The organism is Rugamonas fusca (genome assembly GCF_014042365.1).
GTDB classification, from domain to species: domain Bacteria; phylum Pseudomonadota; class Gammaproteobacteria; order Burkholderiales; family Burkholderiaceae_D; genus Rugamonas; species Rugamonas fusca.
The window spans coordinates 1-25,602 of record NZ_JACEZS010000004.1; the positions used below are offsets into that span (position 1 = coordinate 1).

Annotated in this window: 22 protein-coding genes; 9 read left to right on the forward strand and 13 right to left on the reverse strand. The window is 66.0% G+C overall.

Annotated elements, in window-relative coordinates; all coding sequences use genetic code 11:
• Positions 1 to 141 precede the first annotated feature (141 nt).
• A complete protein-coding gene (locus H3H36_RS06325; RefSeq protein WP_220459670.1) occupies positions 142 to 1,446 on the reverse strand; it encodes a Xaa-Pro dipeptidase in 1,305 nt (434 codons plus the stop codon).
• A 102-nt stretch (positions 1,447 to 1,548) separates the two neighbouring features.
• On the reverse strand, positions 1,549 to 2,352 hold the full coding sequence (locus H3H36_RS06330) for a head GIN domain-containing protein (protein WP_229219773.1): 804 nt from the start codon (positions 2,350 to 2,352) through the stop codon (positions 1,549 to 1,551).
• A 267-nt stretch (positions 2,353 to 2,619) separates the two neighbouring features.
• Here H3H36_RS06330 and H3H36_RS06335 point away from each other — a divergent pair, with 267 nt between their 5' ends.
• Both H3H36_RS06335 and H3H36_RS06340 read left to right on the forward strand, forming a co-directional pair.
• The gene (locus H3H36_RS06335; RefSeq protein WP_182215374.1) at positions 2,620 to 3,270 is read left to right on the forward strand and encodes a class I SAM-dependent rRNA methyltransferase; all 651 of its coding nucleotides are present in this window, start codon (positions 2,620 to 2,622) and stop codon (positions 3,268 to 3,270) included.
• 134 nt (positions 3,271 to 3,404) lie between these two features.
• On the forward strand, positions 3,405 to 4,526 hold the full coding sequence (locus H3H36_RS06340; RefSeq protein WP_182215376.1) for a type IV pilus twitching motility protein PilT: 1,122 nt from the start codon (positions 3,405 to 3,407) through the stop codon (positions 4,524 to 4,526).
• A gap of 36 nt (positions 4,527 to 4,562) precedes the next feature.
• On the opposite strand, the gene H3H36_RS06345 is transcribed toward H3H36_RS06340, so the two are convergent.
• The 4 genes from H3H36_RS06345 to H3H36_RS06360 all read right to left on the reverse strand — a co-directional run bounded on the left by H3H36_RS06345 (position 4,563) and on the right by H3H36_RS06360 (position 7,961).
• On the reverse strand, positions 4,563 to 5,840 hold the full coding sequence (locus H3H36_RS06345) for a c-type cytochrome (protein ID WP_182215378.1): 1,278 nt from the start codon (positions 5,838 to 5,840) through the stop codon (positions 4,563 to 4,565).
• 4 nt (positions 5,841 to 5,844) lie between these two features.
• Complete coding sequence (locus H3H36_RS06350; RefSeq protein WP_182215381.1) at positions 5,845 to 6,564, reverse strand: c-type cytochrome; 720 nt, start codon at positions 6,562 to 6,564, stop codon at positions 5,845 to 5,847.
• 145 nt (positions 6,565 to 6,709) lie between these two features.
• The gene (locus H3H36_RS06355) at positions 6,710 to 7,480 is read right to left on the reverse strand and encodes a 3'-5' exonuclease (RefSeq protein ID WP_182215384.1); all 771 of its coding nucleotides are present in this window, start codon (positions 7,478 to 7,480) and stop codon (positions 6,710 to 6,712) included.
• A gap of 4 nt (positions 7,481 to 7,484) precedes the next feature.
• The gene (locus tag H3H36_RS06360) at positions 7,485 to 7,961 is read right to left on the reverse strand and encodes a ProQ/FINO family protein (protein ID WP_182215387.1); all 477 of its coding nucleotides are present in this window, start codon (positions 7,959 to 7,961) and stop codon (positions 7,485 to 7,487) included.
• 471 nt (positions 7,962 to 8,432) lie between these two features.
• On the opposite strand from H3H36_RS06360, the gene rpoD reads away from it, so the two are divergent.
• Positions 8,433 to 10,922 (forward strand): RNA polymerase sigma factor RpoD, encoded by a 2,490-nt coding sequence (gene rpoD / locus H3H36_RS06365; RefSeq protein ID WP_182215389.1) that lies wholly within the window; start codon positions 8,433 to 8,435, stop codon positions 10,920 to 10,922.
• 48 nt (positions 10,923 to 10,970) lie between these two features.
• Here the strand turns inward: rpoD and H3H36_RS06370 are convergent, their stop codons facing one another.
• The 7 genes from H3H36_RS06370 to H3H36_RS06400 form a co-directional block, all read right to left on the reverse strand.
• Positions 10,971 to 12,221: an MFS transporter gene (locus H3H36_RS06370; RefSeq protein ID WP_182215391.1), complete on the reverse strand. Its 1,251-nt coding sequence runs from the start codon at positions 12,219 to 12,221 to the stop codon at positions 10,971 to 10,973.
• Entirely contained in the window at positions 12,205 to 12,975 is a 771-nt protein-coding gene (locus H3H36_RS06375; RefSeq protein ID WP_182215393.1) for a DsbC family protein, read from the reverse strand. Before H3H36_RS06375 ends, H3H36_RS06370 begins: the two co-directional genes overlap by 17 nt.
• A gap of 20 nt (positions 12,976 to 12,995) precedes the next feature.
• Positions 12,996 to 13,997 carry a lipase secretion chaperone gene (locus tag H3H36_RS06380; protein WP_182215395.1) on the reverse strand — a complete coding sequence of 334 codons (1,002 nt, stop codon included), beginning with the start codon at positions 13,995 to 13,997 and terminating at the stop codon, positions 12,996 to 12,998.
• A gap of 28 nt (positions 13,998 to 14,025) precedes the next feature.
• Positions 14,026 to 14,556, reverse strand: coding sequence for a nuclear transport factor 2 family protein (locus tag H3H36_RS06385; RefSeq protein WP_182215398.1), 531 nt, complete (start codon positions 14,554 to 14,556; stop codon positions 14,026 to 14,028).
• Positions 14,557 to 14,625: 69 nt separating this feature from the next.
• Positions 14,626 to 15,573, reverse strand: a complete 948-nt coding sequence (locus H3H36_RS06390; RefSeq protein ID WP_182215400.1) for a hypothetical protein — start codon at positions 15,571 to 15,573, stop codon at positions 14,626 to 14,628.
• Between the two features lie 528 nt (positions 15,574 to 16,101).
• A complete protein-coding gene (locus H3H36_RS06395; protein WP_182215403.1) occupies positions 16,102 to 17,130 on the reverse strand; it encodes a sensor domain-containing diguanylate cyclase in 1,029 nt (342 codons plus the stop codon).
• Positions 17,131 to 17,260: 130 nt separating this feature from the next.
• Complete coding sequence (locus H3H36_RS06400) at positions 17,261 to 17,458, reverse strand: hypothetical protein (RefSeq protein ID WP_182215406.1); 198 nt, start codon at positions 17,456 to 17,458, stop codon at positions 17,261 to 17,263.
• Between the two features lie 363 nt (positions 17,459 to 17,821).
• Here H3H36_RS06400 and nosZ point away from each other — a divergent pair, with 363 nt between their 5' ends.
• From nosZ to H3H36_RS06430, 6 genes are read left to right on the forward strand one after another with little or no spacing between them, the layout of a single operon-like run.
• Positions 17,822 to 19,765: a TAT-dependent nitrous-oxide reductase gene (gene nosZ, locus H3H36_RS06405; protein ID WP_182215409.1), complete on the forward strand. Its 1,944-nt coding sequence runs from the start codon at positions 17,822 to 17,824 to the stop codon at positions 19,763 to 19,765.
• Positions 19,766 to 19,780: 15 nt separating this feature from the next.
• Positions 19,781 to 22,000 carry a 4Fe-4S binding protein gene (locus H3H36_RS06410; RefSeq protein ID WP_182215411.1) on the forward strand — a complete coding sequence of 740 codons (2,220 nt, stop codon included), beginning with the start codon at positions 19,781 to 19,783 and terminating at the stop codon, positions 21,998 to 22,000.
• A 44-nt stretch (positions 22,001 to 22,044) separates the two neighbouring features.
• On the forward strand, positions 22,045 to 23,313 hold the full coding sequence (locus H3H36_RS06415) for a nitrous oxide reductase family maturation protein NosD (protein WP_375539581.1): 1,269 nt from the start codon (positions 22,045 to 22,047) through the stop codon (positions 23,311 to 23,313).
• Positions 23,294 to 24,214, forward strand: a complete 921-nt coding sequence (locus H3H36_RS06420) for an ABC transporter ATP-binding protein (protein WP_182215413.1) — start codon at positions 23,294 to 23,296, stop codon at positions 24,212 to 24,214. Before H3H36_RS06415 ends, H3H36_RS06420 begins: the two co-directional genes overlap by 20 nt.
• A complete protein-coding gene (locus H3H36_RS06425) occupies positions 24,198 to 25,022 on the forward strand; it encodes an ABC transporter permease (RefSeq protein WP_220459671.1) in 825 nt (274 codons plus the stop codon). The genes H3H36_RS06420 and H3H36_RS06425 overlap by 17 nt, the downstream gene beginning before the upstream one ends.
• Entirely contained in the window at positions 25,019 to 25,549 is a 531-nt protein-coding gene (locus H3H36_RS06430; RefSeq protein ID WP_182215415.1) for a nitrous oxide reductase accessory protein NosL, read from the forward strand. Before H3H36_RS06425 ends, H3H36_RS06430 begins: the two co-directional genes overlap by 4 nt.
• Positions 25,550 to 25,602: the final 53 nt, after the last annotated feature.

Below are 25,602 nucleotides of genomic sequence, written 5' to 3' on the forward strand. Positions count from 1 at the left end.
ACTTCGACCGGTTGGGCGTACCACGCCTGTCTTAACCTCAACTACTCGAACCGCCCGGTGCGGACCCGCATGCCGGGTGGTGTGGCAGGGGACCGGTCAGCTATGCTGGCCGCCCCTATGCCGATATGGAGCAGGGAGCGATCAGCGCACCACGGCGCCACCCTTCATCACCCACTGCACCCGTTCCAGTTCCGTGATGTCCTTGAGCGGGTTGCCGTTCACGGCGATCAGGTCGGCGAACTTACCCGCTTCGATGGCGCCCACCCGGTCGCTCCAGCCCAGTAGCTGGCTGGCGTTCACGGTGCCGCTGCGGATCGCCTGCAGCGGCGTCATGCCCAGTTTCACATAGACGGCGAATTCGCGTGCGTTCAAGCCATGCGGGTACACGGCCGCATCCGTCCCCAGCGCCACCGGCACCCCTTGCTGGATCGCGTGCGCCACGTTGCGGCGCGCCGCCGGCAGCACCACCCTGGCTTTCTCCAGCAGCGGCTTGGGCAGCTTGATCGCTTCCGCGTTCTCGATCAGCCAGTCGCCCAGGTACAGCGTGGGCACCAGCCAGGTCTTGTGCTCCTTCATCAGCTTGATGTCCTCGTCGTCGATGTAGGAGCCGTGTTCGATCGAGTCCACGCCGGCCAGTACGGCCAGGCGGATGCCGTCGCCGCCATGGGCGTGGGCCGCCACCTTGCGTCCCAGGCGGTGCGCTTCGCCGACGATGGCCTTCATTTCCTCCAGCGTGTATTGCGAGGCGCGCGGATCGTCGCCGAACGACAGCACGCCGCCGGTGGCGCAGATCTTGATCACGTCGGCGCCGTACTTGATGACCTGGCGGGTGCGCTTGAGCACTTCATCGACGCCATCGGCCACGCCCTCGGCCTGCAGCTTGTATTCGGGCGCGTGCATGGTGTCGTCGCAGTGGCCGCCCGTGATACCCAGGGCGGGGCCGGAAGCGGAGATGCGCGGGCCGGGCACGTCGCCGGCGTTGATGGCGTCACGCAGGCCAATGTCGGCGTAGCCTTCGGCGCCCACGTTGCGCACGGTGGTGAAGCCGGCGTTGAGCGTGCGCAGCGCGTTGCGCGCGCCCGTCAGCGTGGCGCGCGGCACGGAGATGGCCACGCTGGCGTAGCCGGCATCCTCGGGATTGCCCGTCAGGTGGGTGTGCATGTCGATCAGGCCGGGCAGCAGGGTCTTGTCGCCCAGGTCGATCACCTGGGCGCCGGCCGGGATGGCCAGCTTGCTGCCGGCGGCCGTGATGCGGTCGTCAGCGATCAGCACCACGGCCTGGTCGACCATGGCGCCGCCACGCACGTCGAGCATGTGGGCCGCCTTGACGGCGACGATGTGCGGGACCGGTGCGGCATCGGCGGCCCAGGCACCGGCGCAGGCCAGCAGCAGGGCGGGTAGCGCCAGCGCGCGGAGCAAAGTGCTGGAGGTGGTCGTGCGGTTCAAATAAGTCTCCTCGTGTGTTATTCGAGTGGAGAGTATAAAGCGCCATTTCCGCACGGCGCACCTGACTGGTTTAATCCTAAAGTATATTTTTTGCGGCCGCGCTCACTGCGGCGCCGCGCCCAGCCGCCGCACGTTGCCCGATCCGGCCACGCTGCGGGTCAGGCGCGGGTCGCCGTAATAGCCAACCTCGCCCGATCCGGCCACGTTCACGTTGAGCGCCTCCTTGGCCCAGACCTGGGCCTGTCCCGAGCCGCTCAGGCTGACCATGGCCTCGCGCGCGGCCAGCTCGCCGGCTTGCACCTTGCCCGAGCCGCCGACGGACACTTGCAGCCGCTCCGCCTTGCCACCTGCCTGCAGGGTGCCGCTGCCGCCCAGCGACATGGAGACGGATTCGCCGTCCAAATGGTAAGCCTTGATGCCGCCCGAGCCGGCCACGTCGAACGCCAGGTTGCGGCCATGCATGCCATCGGCCGTGACGGTGCCGGAACCGGCCACGGTCAATCGTTCTACAGTGCGCGCCTGGACGATGATTTTCAGCGTGCGCGGTTCAAGCTGCAGGTCGCGCTTGGCCGGGCGGATGCGCAGCGTGCCATTCTCGACCGACGTTTCAATCAGGGGCAGCAGGTTATCGTCCGCCTCGATGGTGACGCCCTCGGTGGCGCCCAGCCGCACTTCGACGTTGCCGCCCATGCTCAGCGACAGTGCCGTGAAATGCTCCACCTGGCGCGTTTGCCGGGTGACGTTGCCGCTGCCCTGGACCCGGTCGCCGCTGAACCAAGCCAGTGGCGAGGCGGCCGCGTTCACGGCGGGCAGGGCGGCGGCCAGCATGCCGGCGGCCAGCAACAGGGCGCGCAGCACGGGACGCGAGGACGAAGATGAGGATGTCATGGTGGTACTGGCGGGCATGGTGGACTCCTTGGATTGTCGGTGAGCCGCGCGGACGCTGGCTGGGCGGCTGATACGGCATCCTAGCGGCTGCCCGCGCGCGATCCCACGGCGTTGCGACAGACTGCACAAGCGGGGGAGCAGAATGCATGGGGCGCGCCCTGGAAGGGCCGGACGGGCCGCAGGCGGCGGCGCCGGGCCCGCCATGCGGTATCATGCCGGTATCGCGCCGCCCGGCGGCGCCACGTCACCCTGACCGGCCAGGCCGGTCACCCTCACTGGAATACCATGCTGATCATCACCATCAAACAGGGCAAGGAAAAGAGCTTGCTGGCCGGCCAACCGTGGATTTACGCGTCCGCGATCGAAAAAGTGGACGGCAAGCCGCAGGAAAAAGCCAAGCCCGGTTCGACCGCCATCGTGCAAACCTCGTCGCGCCAGTTCCTGGCCCGCGCCGCCTACAACGCCAAATCGCAGATCCGCGCCCGCGTGTGGAGCTTCCGCGAGGACGAGCCGATCGACCATGCGCTGATGAAGCGCCGCGTCAAGGCCGCCATCGACAAGCGCGCCGCCGGCTGGCGCCAGGCCGAAGCCACGGCCCTGGTGCCGCTGGTGCTGGGCGAGGAGGATGGCTTGCCGGGCCTGCTGGTGGACAGCTACGGCGGCCCGTCGGGTTACCTGATCTGCCGCTTCCAGGCCGGCGGCGTCGATGCGTGGAAGGTACCCATCGTGCAAGCCCTGATCGCCGAGACGGGCTGCCCCAACGTCTACGAGCGCTGCGAGGAACTGGTGCGCAAGGGCGAAGGCTTGCCGCTGTTCTCGGGCGCCCTGGCCGGCGACGCGCCGCCGGACCGGGCCGAGGTGACGGACGCCCGCCAGCGCTGGCAGATGGACTTGCGCACCGGCTTCGAGTACCCCAAGACCCGCCAGCCGCGCTGACGTCCTGCCCCTGTTGCGCCCAAGTTCCAGAAAAATAATTTTCTGATGGCAATCTTTGACACTGGTCTTATAATCGCCGTAGCGGTTGGAGACGGTAGTCCAACGGCGTAACGGACCCGGAGAGCAGAGCAAAGATGGAACACCACTTGTCGTCGCAAATACGTACCTTGTCCTACGTGGAGAACGAAGACCATCCCGTGTTCGGCACGCTGGTCGAGCAGATCCTGCACCTGCTGAACTCCAAGCTGATCTTCAGCGACATCCTGATCCACCAGAACAGTCCCTTGCTGCTGCGCCAGCCCAAGGGCCTGGTGGCCGTGACGGATTCGCCCATCACGCGCGAGGAGCTGGAAGAATTCTTCGAGGTGGTCGAGCCCAACTGGGCCGAGCGCATCCAGGACCGCGCGTTTGACCGCTCGATCGACCTGCACACGGCCCGCATCCGCGCCAACTGCTTCACCTTCCAGGGCAAGAAGCGGCTTGGCTGCGTGATCCGGCGCTTCCCCAAGGAGCCGATGGCGCTGGGCCAGCTGGGCCTGCGCCAGGACGAGCAGGATTTCGCCAAGCTCTCCAGCGGCCTGGTGCTGATCATCGGCGACACCTGCCAGGGCAAGTCGACCACCATCGCCTCCATGCTCGACGAGATCAACAAGAACCGCTCGGGTCACATCATCACCATTGAAGACCCGGTGGAAACCCTGATCCCGCAGCGCAAATGCGTGATCACCCAGCGCGAGGTGGGCTTCGACGGCGACGTGGAAAGCTTCTACCTGGGCGCGCTCGACGCGCTGCGCGAGCGGCCCGACGTGATCGTGATCGGCGAGATCCGCGACGCCCAGACGGCGCAGGAAGCGCTGGCGCTGGCCGAATCGGGGCCGCTGGTGCTGGCTTCGCTGCACGCCCGTTCGACCGAGCTGGGGCTGCAGAAGATGGTGCGCCTGCTGGGTAACACGGAACCGCAATCGCAGGCGCTGGCCCATGCGCTGCGCGGCGTGCTGTGCCAGGCGCTGCTGCCGTCCGTCGAGGGCGAGCGCTACCACCTGGCCACGGAATGCCTGACCTCCAATCCGGAAGTGGTGCAGATGATCGCCAGCGGCAACGTGTCGGCCATCCGCGGCTGGATGGAAGGCAAGTCGGCGCCCGGCTGCCACACCATGAACGCCTCGCTGCGCGCGCTGCTGGCCGCCGGCAAGGTCAGCGCGGAAGATGCGCGCAACGCCAGCACCAACCGGGTCGGCCTGATCGAGCGCGCCTGAGCCGGGGCCGCGCGCGGCCCCATTCACTTCACCTCTTTAATCGAGCGGCACGTTGCGGTAGCGGTTCACGTCCTGGCCCGTGACGGGCGGGGCGTTGTTGCCCCACGCGCTGCGCAGGTAGGAGACCACGGCCGCCACTTCCGTGTCATTGAGCACATGGCCGAACGGCGGCATGCCGTAGGGGCGCGGATTGCCGGCCGTGCCGGGCGCGAAGCCGCCATTGAGCACGACGCGGATCGGGTTCACGGCTTCGGCCATCGTCAGCGCCCGGTTGCCGGCCAGCGGCGGCACGCCGGGCGGCAAACCCTTGCCGTTGGCGCCGTGGCAGTCCACGCAATGCTGGTGGTACAGGCGCGCGCCGGCCAGCAGGAATTCCTTGGCCTGGGCCGAGGTGTCGCGTTCATCATCCGGTTTCTCCGCCGCGCCGGGCAACGCCCGCAGGTACACCGTCATCGCGTGGATGTCGGCATCGTCCAGGTGCTGCAGGCTTTGCCGCACCACTTCAGCCATAGGCCCGAACACGGTGGCGCGCGGCGACACGCCCGTCTTCAGCAGCGCCGCCACGTCCTCCGGTTTCCAATCACCCAGGCCCGCTTCCGCGTCGGCCGTCAGCGACGGCGCGTACCAGCCCAGCACGGGGATCATGCCGCCCGACAGCGTGTCGCTGGTGGCGCCCAAGGTATTGCGCTCGCTGTGGCAGGCGGCGCAATGGCCCAGGCCTTCGACCAGGTAGGCGCCCCGGTTCCAGTCGGCCGATTGCGTGGCCTGCGGGCGGAACACGGCCGGCTTGAAGTACAGCGTGCGCCACAGGGCCAGCATGAATGGCTGGTTGTACGGGAAGCGCAGCTGGTGCGGGCGATTCGGCTGATGCGCGGCCGGCACGCTCTGGAAGTAGGCGTACAGCGCGTCGGCGTCGTCGCGCGAAACCTTGGTGTAGTTCGGGTACGGGAAGGCGGGATAGAGCAGGCGGCCATCCTTCGACTTCCCGTTGTGCAGGGCGCGCCAGAAGTCGTCCGCGCTCCAGGCGCCAATGCCCGTCTCGCGGTCCGACGTGATGTTGGGCGTGACCATGGTGCCGAACGGCGTGGGCAGCGCGCGCCCGCCCGCGTAAGGCACGCCGCCGCGCGTGGTGTGGCAGGCCATGCAGTCGCCGGCGCGGGCCAGGTAGGCGCCGCGCGCCACGCGCTCGGCCGGCGCCAGCGCGGCCGTGGCGGCGGGCGGCGGGCCGGCATCGTCGGTGGGCCACAGGGCGATGGCGAGCACGGTGGCCAGCAGCGCGCCGGCGCCGGCCAGGATGGGCGTGAGTTTCTTCATGTGGTCATGGGGCCGGCACGCTGCCGCACTGGAGCGGCATCGGCATGGCGATGGTGGTGGCGGGGCGGGCGGTGGCATCGGCTTGCTGGCTGGCCAGCCAGGATGAGACGGCGGCCACGTCGGCGTCCGACAGGCGGCTGGTGATCTCGGCCATGCAATCGGGCGCGGCGGCGCGGCGCACCTTGTTGCGCCAGGCGCCGAACTGGGCGTTGATGTAATCGTGCGGCAGGCCGACCAGGCCGGGAATGGCGGGCGCCACGCCCGTCAACGGCTCGCCGTGGCAGGCCACGCAGGCCGGGATTTTTTTCGCCGGGTCGCCATGGCGCACCAGCGTGCGGCCCCGTTCCAGCGTGCTGGCGCTGGCCGTGCTGGCGGCCGGCGGCGGGTAGGGCGGATGCTGTTCGGCGAAGTACTGCGCGATCTCGCGCAGGTAGTCGTCCGACAAGTGCTCCACCATGTAGGTCATCATGGGATAACGGCGCCGGCCGTCGCGGAAATTGCGCAGCTGGTTGTACAGGTAGCCGGCCGGCTTGCCGGCGATGCGGGGGAAGAAGGCGTCGCCGCGCTCTTTCATGGTGTGGCAGGCGATGCAGGCGGCCACGCGCTGTTCCAGCGTGTCGGGCAGCGTGGCTGGCGTGGCGGCGCGCGCCGCCGGCGCCAGCGCGGCGCACGACAGTGCCAGCGCCAGCGTGGCATGCCGTGCCACGGTCGAGGGTTTGGGCATGTGCTATTCCGGTTATCAGCAAAACGACGCAGGCAAAGCGCCACGGAAAAGCGCCGCCTGCAAGTTTGGTGGTTTGGCAAGCATATACCGTGCTGCCGAATAATGACAGACGCAGCGCCGCAATTGGGCGCTGGCGCGCCGGCGTTCAGTGCTTGCCGGCCTGGCCGTGTGTCGTGGTGGGGGCGGTGGGGGCGGTGGTCGCCGGTGCGGCGGCCGGTGCGGCAACTGCGGCGGGGACAGTGGCCGATTCTGCGGCGGGGCGGCGATTGCCCGGCCGGTGCTGGCGCGGCGGCTTGGGCGGCTTGAACGGCGGGACCTTGCCCCCTTGCGCGATCCAGTGGCGGAAGATACGCAGCGCCACCTGCGCATCATCGGCCGCGTACAGGATCTGCTTTTCGTTCAGGCGCGCACTGGCCCAGTTGGTGGTGGAGATTTTCTTCGACTTCTGCAGCTTCTGGCCGAAGAACTTGGCCACGGCCGTCTTCGCGCCCAGGTCGTTGCGCTGGCCCGGCGTGCGCAGGGCGACCGACAGGTCCAGCACTTTCCTGGCCTGGATCTCCAGCTTCGCGTGCAGGCGCTTGACGTCGTCGGACAGGCCGAAACCGACCTTGATGGTCTGCTCCGATTCCAGGATGGCCTTGAGCACCTCGCGCGCCGGATGGGCGCCGATGGGGAACAGGTAGGCGATGCGGTCCGTGGCCAGCTGGATCAGGTGCGGGCCGGTCGACTTTTCGCCCTTGAGGAAAGTGGGCTTGGATTCCGTGTCGAAGCCGATGGCGTCCGAGGCCAGCAAGTCGTCGCGGGCCGCCTCGGCCTGCGCCGGCGTGGTGACCACGCGCACATCGCGCAGCGTGATGCCCTGGTAGGGCGGCAGCTCGGGCGCGTCGGGCGCGCCGGCCGGCACGGCTTCCACCATCAACTCAGCCCTTGCGCGAGAATTTCGCGGTCAGCTGCTGGAGTTTTTCGTTGCGCACGCGGGCCGCTTCCTCGGCGGCGGCGGCGGCCCGTTCGGCCTTCTTGCGCTCCGCTTCCTTCTTGAAGCGCTCCTGCAGCACCTGGGTGGCGTGGGCGCGGTGGGTATCGGTCACCTCGGCGCCGGCGGTGCCGTCCAGGTCGTAGCGCACCTTGGCCTTTTCCATCACTTTCAGGTAGCGCAGCGATCCCGTGTGGATGCCCAGCGCGGTGCGCATGGTCTTGCGGTCCAGGTCGGGCATGCGGGCCAGCAGTTGCTTGTCGATGCCGATGGACAGTGGCAGGCAATCGCGGAAGGCCGGGAATTCCGCTTGCAGCTTTTTCAGCAGGCTGCGCGGGGACATCGCCGGCGCGGTGGCGCTCGGCGTGGCGGCGGTGGAGGCAACGTCGCCGGCTGGCGGCTGGGGGGTGAGGCTAGTGTTCATCGAATCATAGGTTAAAGCGAGAGGCGCCAGCATATCATGCGTGCCCCATCAATGCAGTGCCTTTTGAGTCATCATGTCGTTTCGACCACGTTTTTCATGCGGCCGGAGCAGGTGCTTTTGCGCGCCAAACCTTGTATAATGACTGACGCACCAAATGCAGGGGGTGCGATTTCAGTTTGGTACAGGAAGATTTAACAGGGCGCTAGCCCTTGTTATGTGGTTTTTAGATAACGGATATTTGATTTATCAATTATCTTGATGTCTCGCGATACGGCATAATTTGCCCTCTCCTCTATTCTTCACTGAAAAATAGATAGAAGCCCGTTGATCAGGTAGCGGGCTTTTTTTATTCCGCAGCTACATCGTCAACTTTTTTACAACATTGCCCACAACCTGGCGGACCGCATGCGGTGAGCGCCGGACTATGGCATTGGGGTATGGGCCCTTGGGTCTCGCATAGAGAGAAATTTAATGACAAAAACGCCGAAAACTTTAACGTTGTCCGTCAAGGCTAACCGTACCAGCTCCGCGCCGCTGGTGGTGCCGAAGACGACTTTATCTTATGTCATCGAGAATGCGCAAGAGGCAGCGGGCAAAGTAACGGTAGTCAAGAAAAAGAGCTCGCGCCTGGCCGCTGTGGCCGCCGCGGAAGCGGCCGCCGCCGAAGCGGGCGTGGCGGCGGAAGCGCCAGCCAAGACCCCGACCGTGAAAGTGGCCCGCAAGGCCGGCGCCGCCTCGGCCGCCGTGTCGCTGGCCGCGCCGGCCGGCCCCAAGCCGGCTGCCGCGCCCAAGTCCAAGCTGGTCAAGGCCAAGGCTGAGCCGGCGCCTGTGGTGATCGTGACGGCCGGCCCGGCCGTGAGCCAGGTGACGGACGCGGCCACGCTGGCCTCGATCGACACCTCCGGCTACCTGCTGCCCAGCGTGAAGGTGCCGGGCCGCCGTGGCCGCAAGCCGAGCGAATTCACGCCGGAAAACGATGAAGTGGCGGCGCTGAACGCCGTCGAGCGCGCCGAGCTGAAGGCCGTCTCCAAGGCCCGCGAACGCAAGGCCAAGGGGGGCGCCGACCTGCTGGGCATGGACCCGAAAGCGTCGGCCGAGGACCTGGAACGCCGCCGCCAGCAGATCAAGAACCTGATCAACATGGGCAAGGAGCGCGGCTTCCTGACCTATGCCGAGATCAACGACCAGCTGCCCGAGAACATCGTCGATCCGGAAGCCATCGAAGGCATCATCGCCACCTTCAACGACATGGGCATCGCCATCTACGAGCGCGCGCCCGACGCGGAATCGCTGTTGTTGACCGACAACGTGGCCACCGTCACCAGCGACGATGAAGTGGAGGCGGCCGCCGCCACGGCGCTGTCGACCGTCGACTCCGACTTTGGCCGTACCACTGACCCGGTGCGCATGTACATGCGTGAGATGGGCGCCGTGGCGCTGCTGACGCGTGAAGGCGAGATCGAGATCGCCAAGCGTATCGAAGGCGGCCTGAAGGACATGATCCAGGCCATCTCGGCCTGCCCGACCACGATCGCCGAGATTGTGGCGCTGGCCAAGAAGATCGAAGCGGACGAGATGAAGGTGGATGAAGTGGTGGACGGCTTCGTCGACCTCAACGAAGCGAACAACGCGCCGGCCGTCAGCACGGCCGCGGCCACCGCGTCGGACGACGACGAGGAAGAGGACGTCGAGGAAGAGGAAGAGGACGGCGACGCCAATGGCGGCGCGGCCGGTTTCTCGACCGAGCAGCTGGTGCAGCTGAAGAAGGCGGCGCTGGAAAAATTCGCCGTCATCTCGGCCCAGTACGACAAGATGCGCAAGGCCACGGGCGGCTACGGCTCCAAGGGTTACGTGGCGGCGCAGGAAGCCATTTCCAACGAGCTGCTGGGCATCCGCTTCACGGCCAAGGTGGTCGAGAAGCTGTGCGACACGCTGCGCGGCCAGATGGAGGAAGTGCGCCACATCGAGCGCGCCGTGCTGGAACTGTGCGTGAACAAGTGCGGCATGCCGCGCGCCCACTTCATCAAGGTCTTCCCCGGCAACGAGTGCGACCTGGACTGGGTGGACCTGGAAGTCGATTGCGCCTATCCCTACAGCGCCGTGCTGGGCCGTAACGTGCCGGCCGTGAAAGAGCTGCAGAAGAAGATGATCGACCTGCAGGCGCGCGTGGCGCTGCCGCTGGCCGACCTGCGCAAGATCAACAAGCAGATGGCGGCCGGCGAGAAGCGCGCCCGCCAGGCCAAGCGTGAAATGACGGTGGCCAACCTGCGCCTGGTGATCTCGATCGCCAAGAAATACATCAACCGCGGCCTGCAGTTCCTCGACCTGATCCAGGAAGGCAATATCGGCCTGCTGAAGGCGGTGGACAAGTTCGAATACCGCCGTGGCTACAAGTTCTCGACCTACGCCACGTGGTGGATCCGCCAGGCCATCACCCGCTCCATCGCGGACATGGCGCGCACCATCCGGGTGCCGGTGCACATGATCGAAACGATCAACAAGATGAACCGCATCTCGCGCCAGATCATGCAGGAAACGGGCAGCGAACCGGACCTGGCGACCCTGGCCGTCAAGATGGAAATGCCGGAAAACAAGGTGCGCGAAATCATGAAGATCGCCAAGGAGCCGATCTCGATGGAAACGCCGATGGGCGAGGATGGCGATTCGCAGCTGGGCGACTTCATCGAAGACAACACCACGCTGGCGCCGCTGGACGCCGCGCTGCACGCTTCGATGCGCAACGTGATCAAGGAAGTGCTCGATTCGCTCACCCCGCGCGAAGCGAAGGTGCTGCGCATGCGCTACGGCGTGGAAATGTCGAACGACCACACGCTGGAAGAAGTGGGCAAGCAGTTCGACGTGACGCGCGAGCGTATCCGCCAGATCGAAGCGAAGGCCATGAGCAAGCTGCGCCAGCCGTCCCGTTCGGACAAGCTGAAGACCTTCCTGACCACGCACTAAGCGCGGCAGACGCTGGTGAGGGGAAGGGAGGCGCGAGCCTCCCTTTTTTCATTCCGGCGCCCGGCGCAGCGAGGTGAATACGATGATGGCGGCCAGCGACAGCAGGGCGGCCGCGCCGAAGGTCCAGGCCGGGTTGATGCTCCACAGCGCGCCCGCCAGCAGCGAGGCGGGCAGGTAGAGCGCCCCCGTCACGAAGCTGTAGATGCCGATGGCCGAGGCGCGCCGCTCCGGTTCCAGGTCCGCGATGTAGGCCTTGCTCTGGGCTTCGTCGATGGCGTAGAACAGGCCGTAGACGCCGAACGCAGCCACCATCTGCCACTTGCCATGGGCCAGCGCCAGCCATGCGTTGAGCAGGCCATGCAGCAGGTAGCCCAGCACGATCACGCGGCGCCGGCCTATGCGGTCGCCCAGCCGTCCCATCGCTGGCGCGGCCAGCACGCAGGTGACGTTGAACAAGGCATACAGCAGCACGATCTGCGCCACCCCAAAACCGACGTCGTGCGCCTTCAATAGCAGGAAGCCCAGGCTGTAGTAGGCCAGCGCGAACAGCCCGCCCGGCAGCAGGAAGCGCTTGAAGCCGGGACTGAGCGCGCGCCAGTTCTGCCACACGCTTTCGCGCGCGTGCGGCGCGGCGGAGCGCTCGTCCACCGTGGCCAGCACGATCACGCTGACCACGGCCGGCACCACGGCCACCCAGAACAGCAGCCGGTAGGCGTCGCCCGTTTCGCCCAGCCATTTCAATAAGGCCCACGCCACCAGCGGGCCCACCACGGCGCCCGATTTGTCCAGCGCCTTGTGCACGCCGAACGCGTAGCCGCGCCGTCTGGATGGGGCGATGGCGGCCAGCCAGGCGTCGCGCGGCGGGCCACGGAAGCTCTTGCCCAGCCGTTCGATCACGCGGAACAGGCTCAGGGCCGTGATGGCCGTGCTCACCAGCAGGATGGTCTTGGCCAGGGTGGAAAAACCGTAGCCGGCCACCACCAGCGCCTTGCGGCGGCCGCCACGGTCCGACAGCCAGCCCGACAGGTAGTTGAGCGAGGCGGACGAAAAATCGGCCAGCCCTTCGATCAGCCCAAGCAGTGAACTGGAGGCGCCGGCCACGGTGGTGAAGAAGATGGCGAACACGGAGAAGATCATCTCCGAACTGAGGTCGGTCAAAAAGCTGACCAGGCCCAGCTTGAGGATGTCGGGATGCAGGCCGCGCCAGCCGGGTGCCGGCGGGGCCTGCGGCGGCGATGCGGGACGCTGCCCGTCATCGTCCGCCGTGGCAGGCGGGGTGGAATCAGGGCGCTCCGGCATCGCTGGCGGCGTGCGGCTTGAGGGTGGCCGCGGCGGTCAATCGGCCTTCGAGCGCGCGCACGTCGAACGCGCTGCCGGTGCGGGTGCCGTCTGCGAAATACACGGTGGGCGTGCCGATCACGTGCAGCTTTTTGCCCAGTGCCAGCACCTGCTCGTGCGGCGCCGTGCAGCCCGCCGGTGCGGCGGGGGCGGCCTTGCTATCCTCTATCCAGGCCCGCCAGGCCTGGGCGCGGTCGGGCGCGCACCAGATGTTGCGCGACTTGACGGCCGAATCCTCGGACAGGATGTCGAGCAGGAAGGTGTAGATGGTGACGTTGTCGATGTTCTTGAGCGTCTGGTGCAGCTTGCGGCAGTAGGGGCAGTTGGGGTCTTCGAATACGGCCATCACGCGCTTGCCGTCGCCGCGCACGGTCTTGATGGCCGTTTCCAGCGGCAGGTCGGCGAAGCGGATCGTGGCCAACTGGTCGGCGCGGGCGCGCGTCAGGTCCTGGTAGGTGGTGGTGTCGACCACCTTGCCGACGAACAGGTACCTGGCGTTTTCGTCCGTGTAGAACACGTCGCCGTTGGTGCGCACTTCATACAGGCCGCCGTAGGGCGTCTTGCTGACGCCATCGACCTTGATGTTGATGCCCATGCGCGGTTCGATCAGGGCGTGGATGCGCGCTTCGGTTGGCGTTTCCGCGCTGGCCTGGGCCAGCGCCGGCTGGGTGGCGGCCAACACCAGTGCCGCCGACAGCGCTAACTTGTGCTTCATGTTCTATCCTTGTGGTGTGGTCATTCGATGCCGCTGGCGCGCGCGCGCAGGCGCTCGCCCTCGGTGGGGAACAGTTCGGTGCGCAGCGCTGCGAGCTTGCGGCGGCGCGCGTCGCCGGGACTGGCCGCGTCGCCCTGCAGCTGGCTGGCGGCCGCGCGGTAGCGCGCGTAATGGACGCGCCACTGCCTTTCCTCGGCGGCGGCCGTCTCGTAGGAACGGGTGGCGTCGCGCGCCACTTCGGCCAGTTCGGCGTCGCGCGCCGCCTGCTCGGTGGCGCCGTGCAGGCGTTGCTGGCGCAAGGTGTTGGAGTCCGGTTCGGCGTCCGCCGCGCCGCCCGAACCGGGGCGGCCGGCATGGCTGGCAGCGTCCGTCGCGCTGCCTGTGTCGGCGTTACGCGCGCGCAGCTCGGCCACGGCGTCGGCCAGCACGTCATCGTCGTCGCCGAACCAGGCCCGTTGCAGCGCGGGCGGGAAGCTTTGCTGGCGCAACCGCGCACGCTGTTCCTGCCACGTGGCCAGCCGTTCCGTTTGCTGCGCGTCGGGCACGGCGCCTGGGGCCAGGGTGAGCTGCTGGCGCGCCAGCAGGTCGTCGTGGGCGCGGATGTAGGCCACGTACGGGGCCAGCAGCGCTTCGGCCTGGGCGGCGGCGCCGGCGGGCAGGCGCTGCTTCAGGTAGGCGCGCAGCTGGGCCGCGCGGGCCGCCAGGTCGGCGCCGTCGCCGCGGATCAGGAAATAGTCGAAGCTGGCGCGCAGCTGGCGGTTGGCCTGCAATTGCCCCCCGTTGCCGATGGTGAATCCGTCTGGCGGCGGTTCGTCCGTGTCCACGGCTGGCGCGGCGTTGCCGGGCGCGCCGCTCAGCGTGCCGGGGCCGATGGGCCCATTCCATGCGGCCGTGGCGGGCGGGGCGCCGGTTTCGCCAGGCGCATCGGCCGGCGCGCCGGCCTGCCAGTACCAGATCAGGCCGGCGCTGGCCAGCGCGGCGGCCACGTAGCCACCCTGGCGGAGATAGGAGCTGAGGTGCATGGACGGCTCGCCGCTGCGTGGCGCGGTTTCAGATCTTCTTGTCGACGGCCGGCGGACCCGGTTCGGCGCCCGGCACGGCCTTGGCGCCGGCCTGCACGGGCGCGGCATAGCGGGTCACCACCTGCCAGCCATTGTCGCCCTGTTTCCAGGTGTCGATCACGAACACTTGCTGGGGCAGGGGCGAGGTCTTGGGCACGTCCAGTTTCCACAGGAAGCTGACCACCATCAGCGGGCCATATTCATGCACGGCCATCTGCTCGATGCGCGAGTCGAACGGGGCGCCGGACTGCGCCTGCTTGAGCCATTCGGCGCGCGCCGTGGGGCGGCCGGGGGCGGCCGCCGTGCGCAGTTCGAAGTTGTCGGCCACCAGCCGGTTCAGGGTGTCCGTGTCGTGCTGGCGGATGGCCTGCAGCCAGTCTTCTTCCAGCTCCGAGAATTGTTTCACCGTCAGCGTCACGGTGGGGACGATGCGCTTTTGCGCTTCGGCGGCCAGCGCAGGCTGGGCGGCCAGGGACAGCAGAGTGAGCAACGTCGGCAACTTCAGCAGGTACTTGGGCATACGGGTTCCGGTAAGAATGGCCGCCGCACTGGGTGCGCGGCGGCCTGACTTCATGCTACACCATCCCGCTTAGGGATATTGCATGGTGCACGCCTGGGAAGGCAGCAGGGTCCAGTTCTGCTGGATCAGGTACTTCAGGCCGCCCAGCGTCACGTTGTACTTGGCGCCGTTGGAGGCCAGGTAGGTGGTGCCAAAGGTCCACGCGCACTTGTCGCCGTTCTCCATGCCGCTTTGCAGCGAGTACCAGGCGTTGCCATCCGGATCGGTGACAGCTTCTTCCAGCTCGTGCGCGAAGATGCTGGCCATGGCGTCGGCGCCCGGCGTGTTGTTCGGGCTCGGCGTGTTGGCGCCGCAGGCCGACGGGCACTGGGTTTCCGGGTTGCCCACGAAGGCGTACTTGATGTTCTGGCCGCTCACGGTGGTGTTGGTGTGCCAGCCGCAGTACTGGGTGCAGAAGCCCGAAGTGGCCGTGGTGGCGCTGTCGGTCATCACGAAGTAGACGGCGTTGCTGTCGAGCGGCAGGGCGCCCGACGAGATGGCGTTGGTCACCACGGTCTGGATGTTGGCGTCCGTCAGCTGGGTGCCCAGGGTGCCGGAGTTGGTGATGCTGCCGGCCAGCTTGACGCTGTTGCTCACGTGGGTGTTGCTGCCGTTGTAGTAGGTGGTGTTGATGTTGAAGTAAGGCGAGCCACCGATGCTTTGCGCCAGCGTGCTCAACACGCTCTTCGAGGCGGGGCCGTTACCGCTGTCCCAGTTGCTGCCGTACCAGATGTAGTACACGTTGGTGGTGGGCGCGACCATCACGGGGCCGCCCTGGTAGGTCAGGTTGGAGGTGCGGCGCGCCTTGAGCGTGGCCGCTTTCTCCGGGTGGCTCATGGAGTCCAGGTCCAGTTCGCCCCAGCCTTTGCCGGTCGGTTTGAAGATGGAGTCCTTGGACTCCTTGATGACGCCGGCATGGGCGGCGGTGGCGCATGCCAGGCCGGCAGCGAGCAAAGTAAGTTTGAGGCGCAAAGTCATGTCGATTTCTCCATGGGGTGTGGAACATCAAAGTTGTCCTGCTAACGGACAATCTGCTCTTACTCCGCTGTCTACATGCTGCCATGCGTCAACAAGCGTGAGTATATTTTAACGCTCTCGTCTGTTGGCGAGCGCGAAAAAATGCTGCGGCTGCGCACCGTCTCTTGCCATCAAGAGAACGGGCATTGCTTATGCGTTAAATGATTTGTGGCGGCGCAATAAAGCGGCTACGCGGGGGTGCGTGGGGGGCGACTGACGGGATGGAAGAGGTGCGCGAGGCGGATGGTGCCAAAAACGGAACTCAAGGTGCTCAACAACATGTGCTTCTCCCGATGAGATTGTGCGGCACTGCGGTTGCGCTTGTGGCGCGAGCAGATTTGATTGTTATGGTGTTGCTTTGCTGCGATGTTGTGAGTTCATTTTACTGAAATATTTTACATTTGCTATTGTTTTCGTGGCTCTGTTGAAAAATTAAGACAGTTGAAGATGGCAAGCGGGCCAAGGCCGGGCACGGCGGCTGGCCATGGTTCAACTCAGGGCGGGCAGCGATTGCTGCTTGCGCATGCGTTTTGAGGTGTACATGCGTTGATCGGCCGCCTCGAGCAGCTGTTCAAGGTGGCTGGCGTCATCCGGGTAGAGCGCGGCGCCGATGCTGGCGCCGAGATTCAGGCGATGGCCTTCGAATTCAAACCCGCGTTCGATCGCGTCGCAAAGCGCCAGCTTCTTTTGCTCGAGGTTGGCGGCCGTTTGCACAGTTGACAGGATCACGCAAAACTCGTCGCCACCGACACGCGCGACCAGGTCCGAGTCCCGGATCGTGGCCGTAATGCGCTGTGCCACCGCCCGGATGGCGGCATCGCCCGCGCGGTGGCCGAAGTGGTCGTTGATCGTCTTCAGCCCGTCCATATCGATGCACAGCACGCCGAATCGTTCATGCCGGCGCTTGGCCAGGGCGATGCCATGCCGTAACCTGTCGTAGTAGAGCGCCCGGTTGGCGACATTGGTGAGCGCGTCATGCGTGGCGCTGTGATAGAGCGCGTTGGTTTCCAGCTTGGCGGCATGGAACATGGCCGCGCCGATTAGTTCGGACATCAGTTCGAGCACCGCCGTGTGCCGCTCATTGAAGGCGTTGACCTCGGTCGAGATCACCTTGAGCGCGCCCACCGCGACGTCTTCATGGAGAAGTGGTATGACCGCCATCGAGCGCAGGCCCACCTTGCGGCACGCGGCCTGGTCCACCCGCTCGTCCGTTTCCGAGTCCACACACAGCAGGATGCGCCTGGAGCGCACGCACAGTCCCGACAGACTGCCGACCATGCGGATGCGCAGGCCGAGTTGCGCGCCGGCGCTGCCCGCAACGGCGCGATAGACCATCTCCTCGCCTTCCGCGATTTCCACGATGGCGCCGGTGGCGTGGGTGAGCGCCTGGGCGCGTTCGCACACCAGCGCCATCACGCCGCCAAGGTCCAGGCCGCAGCGGGCGATTTCCGTGTGGGTTCGTATCACCTCGAGCAGGGTGGCCGTATCAAGGCGCAGGAACCGCGGCAGGTGCTCCATGGACTGAATTCTCACATAAAATCACATCATGTCAGTGTGACTTACATAATGCAAAAAGGCAATTAATTATTGCTATTGCGGTATGGCCACCCGATGGATTGATTGATGCCGCCAGCCGTGCGGCGCCGCGCTATTGCTTGTTTCTGGAGCGGCGCACTTTGGGCGCGCCGAACAGCGCTTCGACCATGGGATCGCGGCGGGCGATGGCGCGGCTGGCGCGCACGGGATAGATCACGTCATCGACCAGGCGGTGGATGCGGGTGCCGTCGCGGTCTATCGTGATGTTCAGGGCCGATTCGCGCCCCTGGCTTGGTACATGCTCGTTCATCAGACGCACTTCCTCTTTCGTGGCGCCCGGCGCTGCCTGCAGATCGGAGCGGTAGGCGAGCGGCCATGCTACGGCACGCGCGGCCCCGCGCGCAATACGCCTTCCGCTGCGTGTGACTAGTCCCTAATGCTTAGCTGTGCTAGTTCCCATTGCCGCCACCGGACCCACTATTCACCGATAGCGCCAGCGCGCCAGGCTCCCTACACTGCCCAGGTCGGTCAGCGCATTGTTTTGGCTTCGGAATTCCTTGACCCAGATCATTCAAGATTGCCCTGCTGAAGCAAGACAATGCTCGCTGGCCCGGGACCGCGCGTCGCGCGGCAACCCGCTGTACCGATGTTTGCACACTCAGGAGAAAAACAGATGGATAGGGATAGCAGCAACAAGGCAGGCAATGAACTGGATACCGAAGTCGTCAACGCACGACGCGGTTTCCTCGGCAAGAGCGCGATGCTGGGCCTGGCTGGCGCCACGCTGGGGCTGGCCGGCTGCAAGGAAGAGGGCAGTGCCGCCAAGGGCAGCGCCTCCGCGTCGGCGGCAGCCGCGGCCAAGGGCGGCGGTGGCCACGAAATCGCACCGGGCCAGCTGGATGACTACTATGCCTTCACCAGCGCCGGCCACGGCGGCGAAGCGCGCATCATCGGGCTGCCATCGGGCCGCACGCTGAAACGCATCCCCGTGTTCAACATCGACTGCATGGTCGGCTGGGGTATCACCAACGAATCGAAGAAGATCATCGGCACCAAGGCCGATGGTTCGCTCGAATACAAGACCGGCGACACCCACCACGTGCACGGCAGCTACAAGGACGGCACCTATGACGGCCGCTTCCTGTGGGTCAACGACAAGATCCATTCGCGCCTGGCCCGCATCCGCATGGATACGATGGAATGCGACAAGATCACCAAGCTGCCCAACGTGATGGGCTTCCACGGCATCTTCCCGGACAAGTGCGACCCGGTCGATCCGAAGATCAACTACACCACCCGGGTGTTCTGCGGCGCCGAGTTCCACATCCCGCTGCCCAACGATGGCCACGATGTGAACGATCCGGACAAATGGGGTTGCCTGTTCACCTGCGTGGACGCCGACTCCATGGAAGTGAAATGGCAGTGTCGCGTGGACGGCAACATGGACCTGGTGGCCACCTCGTACGACGGCAAGCTGGCCGCCTCCAACCAGTACAACACGGAAAACGGCCACGACCTGACGAGCATGATGTCGGCCGAGCGCGACGCCTGCGTGTTCTTCAACGTGGCCCGCATTGAAGCGATGGTCAAGGCCGGCAAATTCGTCACCATCGGCAGCTCCAAGGTGCCCGTGGTCGATGGCCGCAAGGCCGCCAATGGCGATCCGAAATCGGCCCTCACCTGCTACGTCCCGGTCGGCAAGAATCCGCACGGCGTGAACGCCAGCCCGGACGGCAAGTACTTCGTCTGCTCGGGCAAGCTGTCGCCCACGGCCACCGTGATCGACCTGTCGCTGGTGCTCAAGTGGTTCGCCGGCGAACTGAAGACCGAACGCGACGCCGTGGTGGCCGAGCCGGAAATCGGCCTGGGCCCACTGCACACGGCCTTCGACGGCCGCGGCAATGCCTACACCTCGCTGTTCCTGGACAGCCAGTGCGTGAAATGGAACGTGGACGCCGCCATCGCCCAGTACAAGGGCGACAAGAACGCCAAGGTCATCATCGAGAAGATGGACGTGCACTACCAGCCCGGCCACAACTACGCCTCGATGGGCGAGACCAAGGAAGCGGACGGCAAGTACCTGAACTCGGGTAACAAGTTCTCCAAGGACCGTTTCCTGCCGGTCGGCCCGCTGCATCCGGAAACGGAACAGCTGATCGACATCAGCGGCGCGACCATGAAGCTGGTGGCCGACCACACGGCGTATTCGGAACCGCACGACGGCATCATCGTGCGCCGCGACGTGGTCAAGACGCGCCAGATCTACAACATGGATGACTTCCCGCTGGCCGTGAAACCGGAGAACGCCGGCATCACCCGCCAGGGCAACAAGGTCACCGTGCGCATGATGTCGGTGGCGCCGAACTACAGCCTGCCGGAGATCAAGGTCAAGAAGGGCGACGAAGTGACGCTGATCCTGACCAACCACGACAAGGTGGAAGACCTGACCCACGGTTGCGCGATCCCGACCTACGACATCTGCTTCATCGTCAACCCGCAGGAGACCAAGTCGGTCACCTTCAAGGCTGACCATGCCGGTGCGTTCTGGATCTACTGCACCCACTTCTGCCACGCGCTGCACCTGGAAATGCGCAGTCGTCTGCTGGTGGAAGCGTAAGAAGCCGGGCTGACGATGACAATCAGTTTTCGTTTGCCCCGTGTCGTGCGGCACTGCCTGGTGCTGCTCGGCGCGTTGTTGACCGTGCTGTGCGCCATCCCGGCGCGCGCCACGGTCTACGACGCCGAGCTGCCTCCGGCGCTGCTGCACGGCCCGGATCTGTGTGCCTACGCGCCGTGCGCCGACGTGCTGCCGCAGGCCACGCGCTTTTCGCAGCGCAAAGGCGCGCCTGCCTACGTGGAAGCGTGGGGCAAGGGCGCGGACCAGCATGAGAAACTGCTGGGTTATGTGTTCCTCTCGACCGACGTGGTCGATATTCCCGCTTATTCCGGCAAACCCGTCGTGACCCTGATCGGCATGGACCGCCAGGGCGTCATCACGGGGGTGCGCGTACTGAAACACTCCGAACCCATCCTGCTGGCCGGCATTCCCGAGTCGGCGCTCTTGAAATTCATCGGCCAGTACGTGGGCCGCAAGGGCGACGCCAAGCTCGAGATCGGCCATGGCGACGCGGCCACCGGCGCCGTCGGGCTGGACGCCATCAGCGGCGCCACCGTCACCGCCATCGCGGAAAACCAGGTCATCTCGCGCAGCGCCTACGAGATCGGGCGCCAGGTCGGCATCTTCACCACGGCCGAGCGGCCGCCCGCGCACTTCACCGCGCTCAACGAGCGGCTCGACTGGGCCAAGCTGGCCGCCGAAGGCAGCATCGGCCACCTGCTGGTGCCGGCCGCCGAGGTGGGCGCCAGCGACAGCGGCGGTCCCTACATGGACCTGTATTTCGGCTACCTCAACGTGCCGACCATCGGCAACAGCATCCTGGGCGAGCATGGCTACCAGCGCCTGATGGAAGACCTGAAACCCAATGAGCACGCGATCTTCGTGATCGCCAAGGGCCAGACCTCGTTCAAGGGTTCGGGCTTCGTGCGCGGCGGTATCTATGACCGCATCCAGGTGCGCCAGGACCCCGTCACGTTCACTTTCCGCGACACGGACTACCTGAACCTGTACCGGCTGGAGCCGAAGGACGTACCGGAGTTCAAGGAGTCGGGCATCTTCATCATCCGTTCCAAGGATTTCAACCCGGCCTGGCCGTGGCAGCTCACCATGCTGGCCAACAAACCGGACCCCGAGCATGGCGGCAAGGCCTTCGTCCACTTCGACCAGCAATACTGGCTGGCTGACCGCTACCTCGAAGGTGGCCGGCCGAAAGTGGTGCAGCCGGAAGCGGCCTGGAAAGCCCTGTGGCGCAACAACGCGCTGGTGGGCGCCGCCTTCGTGGTGGTGCTGGGCGCGGCCGCGTTCTGGTATGCGCGCCGCGACCAGCTGGTGCGCGCCTCGAAGCGCAAGCACAAGCCCCTGATCAGCGGCCCGCGCACGGCGCTGTGGATCATCAGCGTGGGCTTCTTCGGCTTCTACCTGAAGGCGCAGCCCAGCATCACGCAGATCATGACGTGGTTCCACTCCATCCTGCATCAGTGGAAGTGGGAGCTGTTCCTGTCCGACCCGTACATCTTCACGTTCTGGTGGTTCATCATCGGCACCGTGTTCCTGTGGGGCCGCGGCCTGTTCTGCGGCTGGTTGTGCCCGTTCGGCTCGCTGCAGCACCTGGCCCTGAAATTCGGCGCCATCGTCGGGCTGAAGAAATACCAGCGCCTGCTGCCCAAGGCCTTGCACGACAAGCTCAAGTGGATCAAGTACGGCGTGTTCTTCGTGTTGCTGGGCGTGTCGTTCTATTCGATGGAAATGGCCGAGAAGCTGGCCGAGATCGAGCCGTTCAAGACCACCTTCCTGGTGGGCGTGTGGAACCGCACGTGGCCGTTCTGGATCTTCATCGGCGGTATCCTGGGCCTGTCCATGTTCACCGAGCGGCCGTACTGCAAGTACATCTGCCCGATGGGCGCCGGCCTGGCCATCCCGAGCAAGTTCCGCCTGTTCGGCCTGAAGCGCAAGGCCGAATGCCAGACCTGCCACGCTTGCGCGGCCGGTTGCGGCTCGCACGCGATCGACAAGAACGGCAAGATCGACCAGATGGAATGCCTGTTGTGCCTGGACTGCATGGTCATGTACTACGACGACCATGCCTGCCCACCGCTGGTCAAGGAGCGCAAGCGCCGCACCAACGCGGGCCAGGCGCTCACGCCGATCAACGACCAGGGCTACTTCATTTCCCTCGACAGTTTGCGCAGCACCCTGAAAGAGCGGCGTCCGGCCGCCGAACAGGAGTCGCTGTGACCACGCACAGACGGGGCGAGACGCGGCCGGTGTTAGCGCACCGGCTGCGGGTCTGGCTGCTGGCATGCGCCAGCGGCCTCGCCATCCTGGGCACGGCGGCCGATGGGGCGGCCGCCGTGTTGCGGGTAACGCCGGACCAGTCGATCGCGGCGGCCGTGGCGCGCGCCGCGCCCGGCGACACGGTGGAGGTGGAACGCGGCGACTACCGCGAGCACCTGCGCATCGACAAGCCGCTCACGCTGCGCGGCCTCGATCACCCCACCATCAGCGGCGGCGGCACGGGCGACGTGATCCGCGTGACGGGCAAGGATGTCACCATCGCCGGCTTCAACGTGCGCGACAGCGGCCTCGACCTCGATGCCCAGAACGCCGGCGTGTACGTGGTCCCCGGCGCCCACCGCGTCACCATCGCCGACTGCGCGCTGGTGTTCAACCTGTTCGGCATCTGGCTGGAAAACTCGGACGACGCCAAGGTGCTGCGCAACGTCATCACGGGACGGCGCGACCTGATGTCCGTCAAGCGCGGCAATGGCATCCAGGTCTACAACACGCGCGGTGCGCAGATCATCGACAACAACATCAGTTTTACCCGCGACGGCATCTACGTGGACGTGTCGCGTGACGCCCTGTTCCGGGGTAACAAGATTCACCACGTGCGCTATGGCACCCACTACATGAACACCAACCACAGCACGTGGGAAAACAACGAGTCCTACCTGAACCGGGGCGGGCTGGCCCTGATGGAAGTGCGCAACCTGATCGTGCGCAACAACGTCGCCTGGGGCAATACGGACCACGGCATCATGCTGCGCACCATCCAGGACTCCGTGATCGAACACAACGTGGTGGCCGGCAACGGCCGCGGCTTTTTCATCTACGACGCGGAATTCAACGTGGTGCGCGACAACCTGGTGAGCCACAACCGCATCGGCGTGCACCTGTCGGCCGGTTCCTCGAACAACGAAGTGGATGGCAACGACTTCATCGGCAACGAGGAACAGGTCAAGTTCGTCGCCGCGCGCGACGTCGAGTGGGGCCGCAAGCAAGGCAATTACTGGAGCAACTACAGCGGCTGGGACCAGGATGGCGACGGCGTGGGCGACGTGCCCTACGAAGCCAACGACCTGGTGGACCGGCTGAACTGGCAGTACCCGCTGGTCAAGCTGGTGCTGTCGAGCCCCTCGGTGCAGACGCTGCGTTTCGTGGCGCGCCAGTTCCCGCTGCTGCGCGCACCGAGCATCGTCGACCGCCATCCCCGCACCCGCCCCCTGAACCCCAACTGGAGACGCTGGAATGACATCCTCCCCCATTGAACTGGCGCAGGTCAGCAAGTCCTTCGGCGCCGTGCAGGCGCTGCGGGGCGTGTCGCTGTCCGTGGCCCAGGGCGAAATGTTCGGCCTGATCGGCCACAACGGCGCCGGCAAGAGCACCTTGTTCAAGCTGATGCTGGGCCTGCTGCCGGCCACCACCGGCACCGTGCGCGTGCAAGGCGTGGACACGGCCAGCCCCGAGTTCCGCCAGGTGCGGCGCCGCATCGGCTACCTGCCGGAAAGCTTCGTCACCTACGACAACCTGACCGGGCTGGAAGTGCTGCAACTGTTCGCCGACCTCAAGCACGTGCCGCGCCGTGCCTGCGCCGGCGTGCTGGAGCAGGTGGGCATGAGCCTGGCCGCCGGCCGCCGCGTGCACACTTATTCCAAGGGCATGCGCCAGCGCCTGGGCTTCGCCCAGGCCTTGCTCGGTGACCCGGACCTGATCTTCCTCGACGAGCCCACCAACGGCCTGGACCCGGAAGGCATCGCCGACTTCTACCGCATCCTGCGCGAGGTGCGCGCGCGCGGCGCCACCATCGTCATCACGTCCCACATCCTGGCCGAGATCCAGGACCGGGTGGACCGGCTGGTGATCATGCATTCGGGGAAGGTGGCCGAGCAGGGCACCCTGGCCCAGTTGCGCTCGCGCATGGTGCTGCCGTCGCACATCGTGGCCACGCTGCGGCCCGGCACGGCGGACCAGTTGCAGGCCGCGCTGGCGCCGCTGGACGGCCCCGACCTGCGGCTCGACGGCGCCCAGGCCACCATCGCCTGCCAGTCCGGCGAGAAGATGGCCGTGCTGGCGGCGCTGTCGGCGCTGGCGCTGGACGTCACCATCCACGAACCGACGCTGGAACAACTGTTCCTCGGCCACGGAGGCGCCCATGTCCACGCGCATTGAATGGTCACAAGTGAAGGTGATCGCCAGCAAGGAGCTGCGCGACCGCCTGCGCAACCGCTGGGTGCTGGCCGTGGCCATCATCTTCGCGCTGTTCGCGCTGGCCATCGCCTATTTCGGCGCGGCCCAGCAGGGCGAGGTGGGCTTCCACGGCGTGGACGCCACGGTGGCCAGCCTGGTCAGCCTGGTGATCTACCTGGTGCCGTTGATCGCGCTGATCCTCGGCTACGACGCCATCGTGGGCGAACGCGAACGCGGCTCGCTGGAACTGCTGCAATCGATGCCGATCACGCGCGCTGAAATCCTGCTCGGCAAGTACCTGGGCCTGGCCGGTGCGCTGGCTGGCGCCACCGTGGTGGGCTTTGGCGCCGGGCTGCTGCCGCTGTCGGCCGAGCTGACGGTGCGCGACGGCTACCACTACGCCGGTTTCGTGCTCAGCGCCGTGCTGATGGGCATGGCTTTCCTCAGCATTTCCGTGCTGCTGTCCGTGATCGCCAGCGACCGTGTGCGCGCCAGCGGCGCGGCGATCGGCCTGTGGTTCTTCTACGTGCTGATTTTCGACTTGTTGCTGATGGGCGGCCTCGTGATGAGCCAGGGCAAGCTGAGCAGCGCGCTGTTCGGCGCCATTCTCATGTTCAACCCGGCCGACGTGTTCCGTCTGCTCAATATCTTCAGCTCGGAACAGGTGCAGACCATGTATGGCCTGTCGACCGTGATGCCGGGCGCGCTCACCGATCCATTGGTGCTGCTGGCCATCATGCTGGGCTGGATCGCAGTGCCCTTCCTTTTCGCAATCCGGAGGTTCAAATGAAGTTCACTACATTGGCGGCGCCGGCCGCCCGCCGCGCCCTGTTCGTGGGCGTGCTGCTGCTGGCGGCCTGCACGCCCAACACGCCCAAGGTGGCGGCCCAGGAACCGGGCGCCGACACGGCCTGCGCGCTGGACGGCATGGTGCTGCGCGATTTTCCCGGCCCCAAGGCCCAGATTCAATACGCGGAAGGCAAGCCTGATTACTTCTGCGACCTGATGGAATTGTTCGCCGTCGTGCTCGGCCCCGAGCAGAAGCGGGCCGTGGCCGGCTTGTACGTGCAGGACATGAGCAAGGCCGACTGGGACCACCCCAGCGGCAACTGGATCGAAGCGCGCAGCGCCTTTTACGTGACGGGCAGCCGCAAGCTGGGCTCGATGGGCCCGACCTTCGGTTCCTTCGCCACCTTGCAGGGGGCGCAGGACTTCGCCGCCGCCCAGGGCGGCAAGGTGCTGCGTTTCGAGCAGATCGGTCGTGACATGGTCAGCATGGGTGGCAGCGCCGCCCACGACGACGCCATGTCGCACTGAGAAAGGGGGCAATCATGCGTTGACCATCATCACCATCGCCCCCGTGTTTTTTT

Bases quoted from the DNA above. Each gene is read 5' to 3' on its own strand.
- H3H36_RS06330 (WP_229219773.1), bottom strand. From the start codon at position 2,352: ATGCCCGCCAGTACCACCATGACATCCTCATCTTCGTCCTCGCGTCCC.
- H3H36_RS06335 (WP_182215374.1), top strand. From the start codon at position 2,620: ATGCTGATCATCACCATCAAACAGGGCAAGGAAAAGAGCTTGCTGGCC.
- H3H36_RS06340 (WP_182215376.1), top strand. From the start codon at position 3,405: ATGGAACACCACTTGTCGTCGCAAATACGTACCTTGTCCTACGTGGAG.
- H3H36_RS06345 (WP_182215378.1), bottom strand. From the start codon at position 5,840: ATGAAGAAACTCACGCCCATCCTGGCCGGCGCCGGCGCGCTGCTGGCC.
- H3H36_RS06350 (WP_182215381.1), bottom strand. From the start codon at position 6,564: ATGCCCAAACCCTCGACCGTGGCACGGCATGCCACGCTGGCGCTGGCA.
- H3H36_RS06355 (WP_182215384.1), bottom strand. From the start codon at position 7,480: ATGGTGGAAGCCGTGCCGGCCGGCGCGCCCGACGCGCCCGAGCTGCCG.
- H3H36_RS06360 (WP_182215387.1), bottom strand. From the start codon at position 7,961: ATGAACACTAGCCTCACCCCCCAGCCGCCAGCCGGCGACGTTGCCTCC.
- rpoD (WP_182215389.1), top strand. From the start codon at position 8,433: ATGACAAAAACGCCGAAAACTTTAACGTTGTCCGTCAAGGCTAACCGT.
- H3H36_RS06370 (WP_182215391.1), bottom strand. From the start codon at position 12,221: ATGCCGGAGCGCCCTGATTCCACCCCGCCTGCCACGGCGGACGATGAC.
- H3H36_RS06375 (WP_182215393.1), bottom strand. From the start codon at position 12,975: ATGAAGCACAAGTTAGCGCTGTCGGCGGCACTGGTGTTGGCCGCCACC.
- H3H36_RS06380 (WP_182215395.1), bottom strand. From the start codon at position 13,997: ATGCACCTCAGCTCCTATCTCCGCCAGGGTGGCTACGTGGCCGCCGCG.
- H3H36_RS06385 (WP_182215398.1), bottom strand. From the start codon at position 14,556: ATGCCCAAGTACCTGCTGAAGTTGCCGACGTTGCTCACTCTGCTGTCC.
- H3H36_RS06390 (WP_182215400.1), bottom strand. From the start codon at position 15,573: ATGACTTTGCGCCTCAAACTTACTTTGCTCGCTGCCGGCCTGGCATGC.
- H3H36_RS06395 (WP_182215403.1), bottom strand. From the start codon at position 17,130: ATGGAGCACCTGCCGCGGTTCCTGCGCCTTGATACGGCCACCCTGCTC.
- H3H36_RS06400 (WP_182215406.1), bottom strand. From the start codon at position 17,458: ATGAACGAGCATGTACCAAGCCAGGGGCGCGAATCGGCCCTGAACATC.
- nosZ (WP_182215409.1), top strand. From the start codon at position 17,822: ATGGATAGGGATAGCAGCAACAAGGCAGGCAATGAACTGGATACCGAA.
- H3H36_RS06410 (WP_182215411.1), top strand. From the start codon at position 19,781: ATGACAATCAGTTTTCGTTTGCCCCGTGTCGTGCGGCACTGCCTGGTG.
- H3H36_RS06420 (WP_182215413.1), top strand. From the start codon at position 23,294: ATGACATCCTCCCCCATTGAACTGGCGCAGGTCAGCAAGTCCTTCGGC.
- H3H36_RS06425 (WP_220459671.1), top strand. From the start codon at position 24,198: ATGTCCACGCGCATTGAATGGTCACAAGTGAAGGTGATCGCCAGCAAG.
- H3H36_RS06430 (WP_182215415.1), top strand. From the start codon at position 25,019: ATGAAGTTCACTACATTGGCGGCGCCGGCCGCCCGCCGCGCCCTGTTC.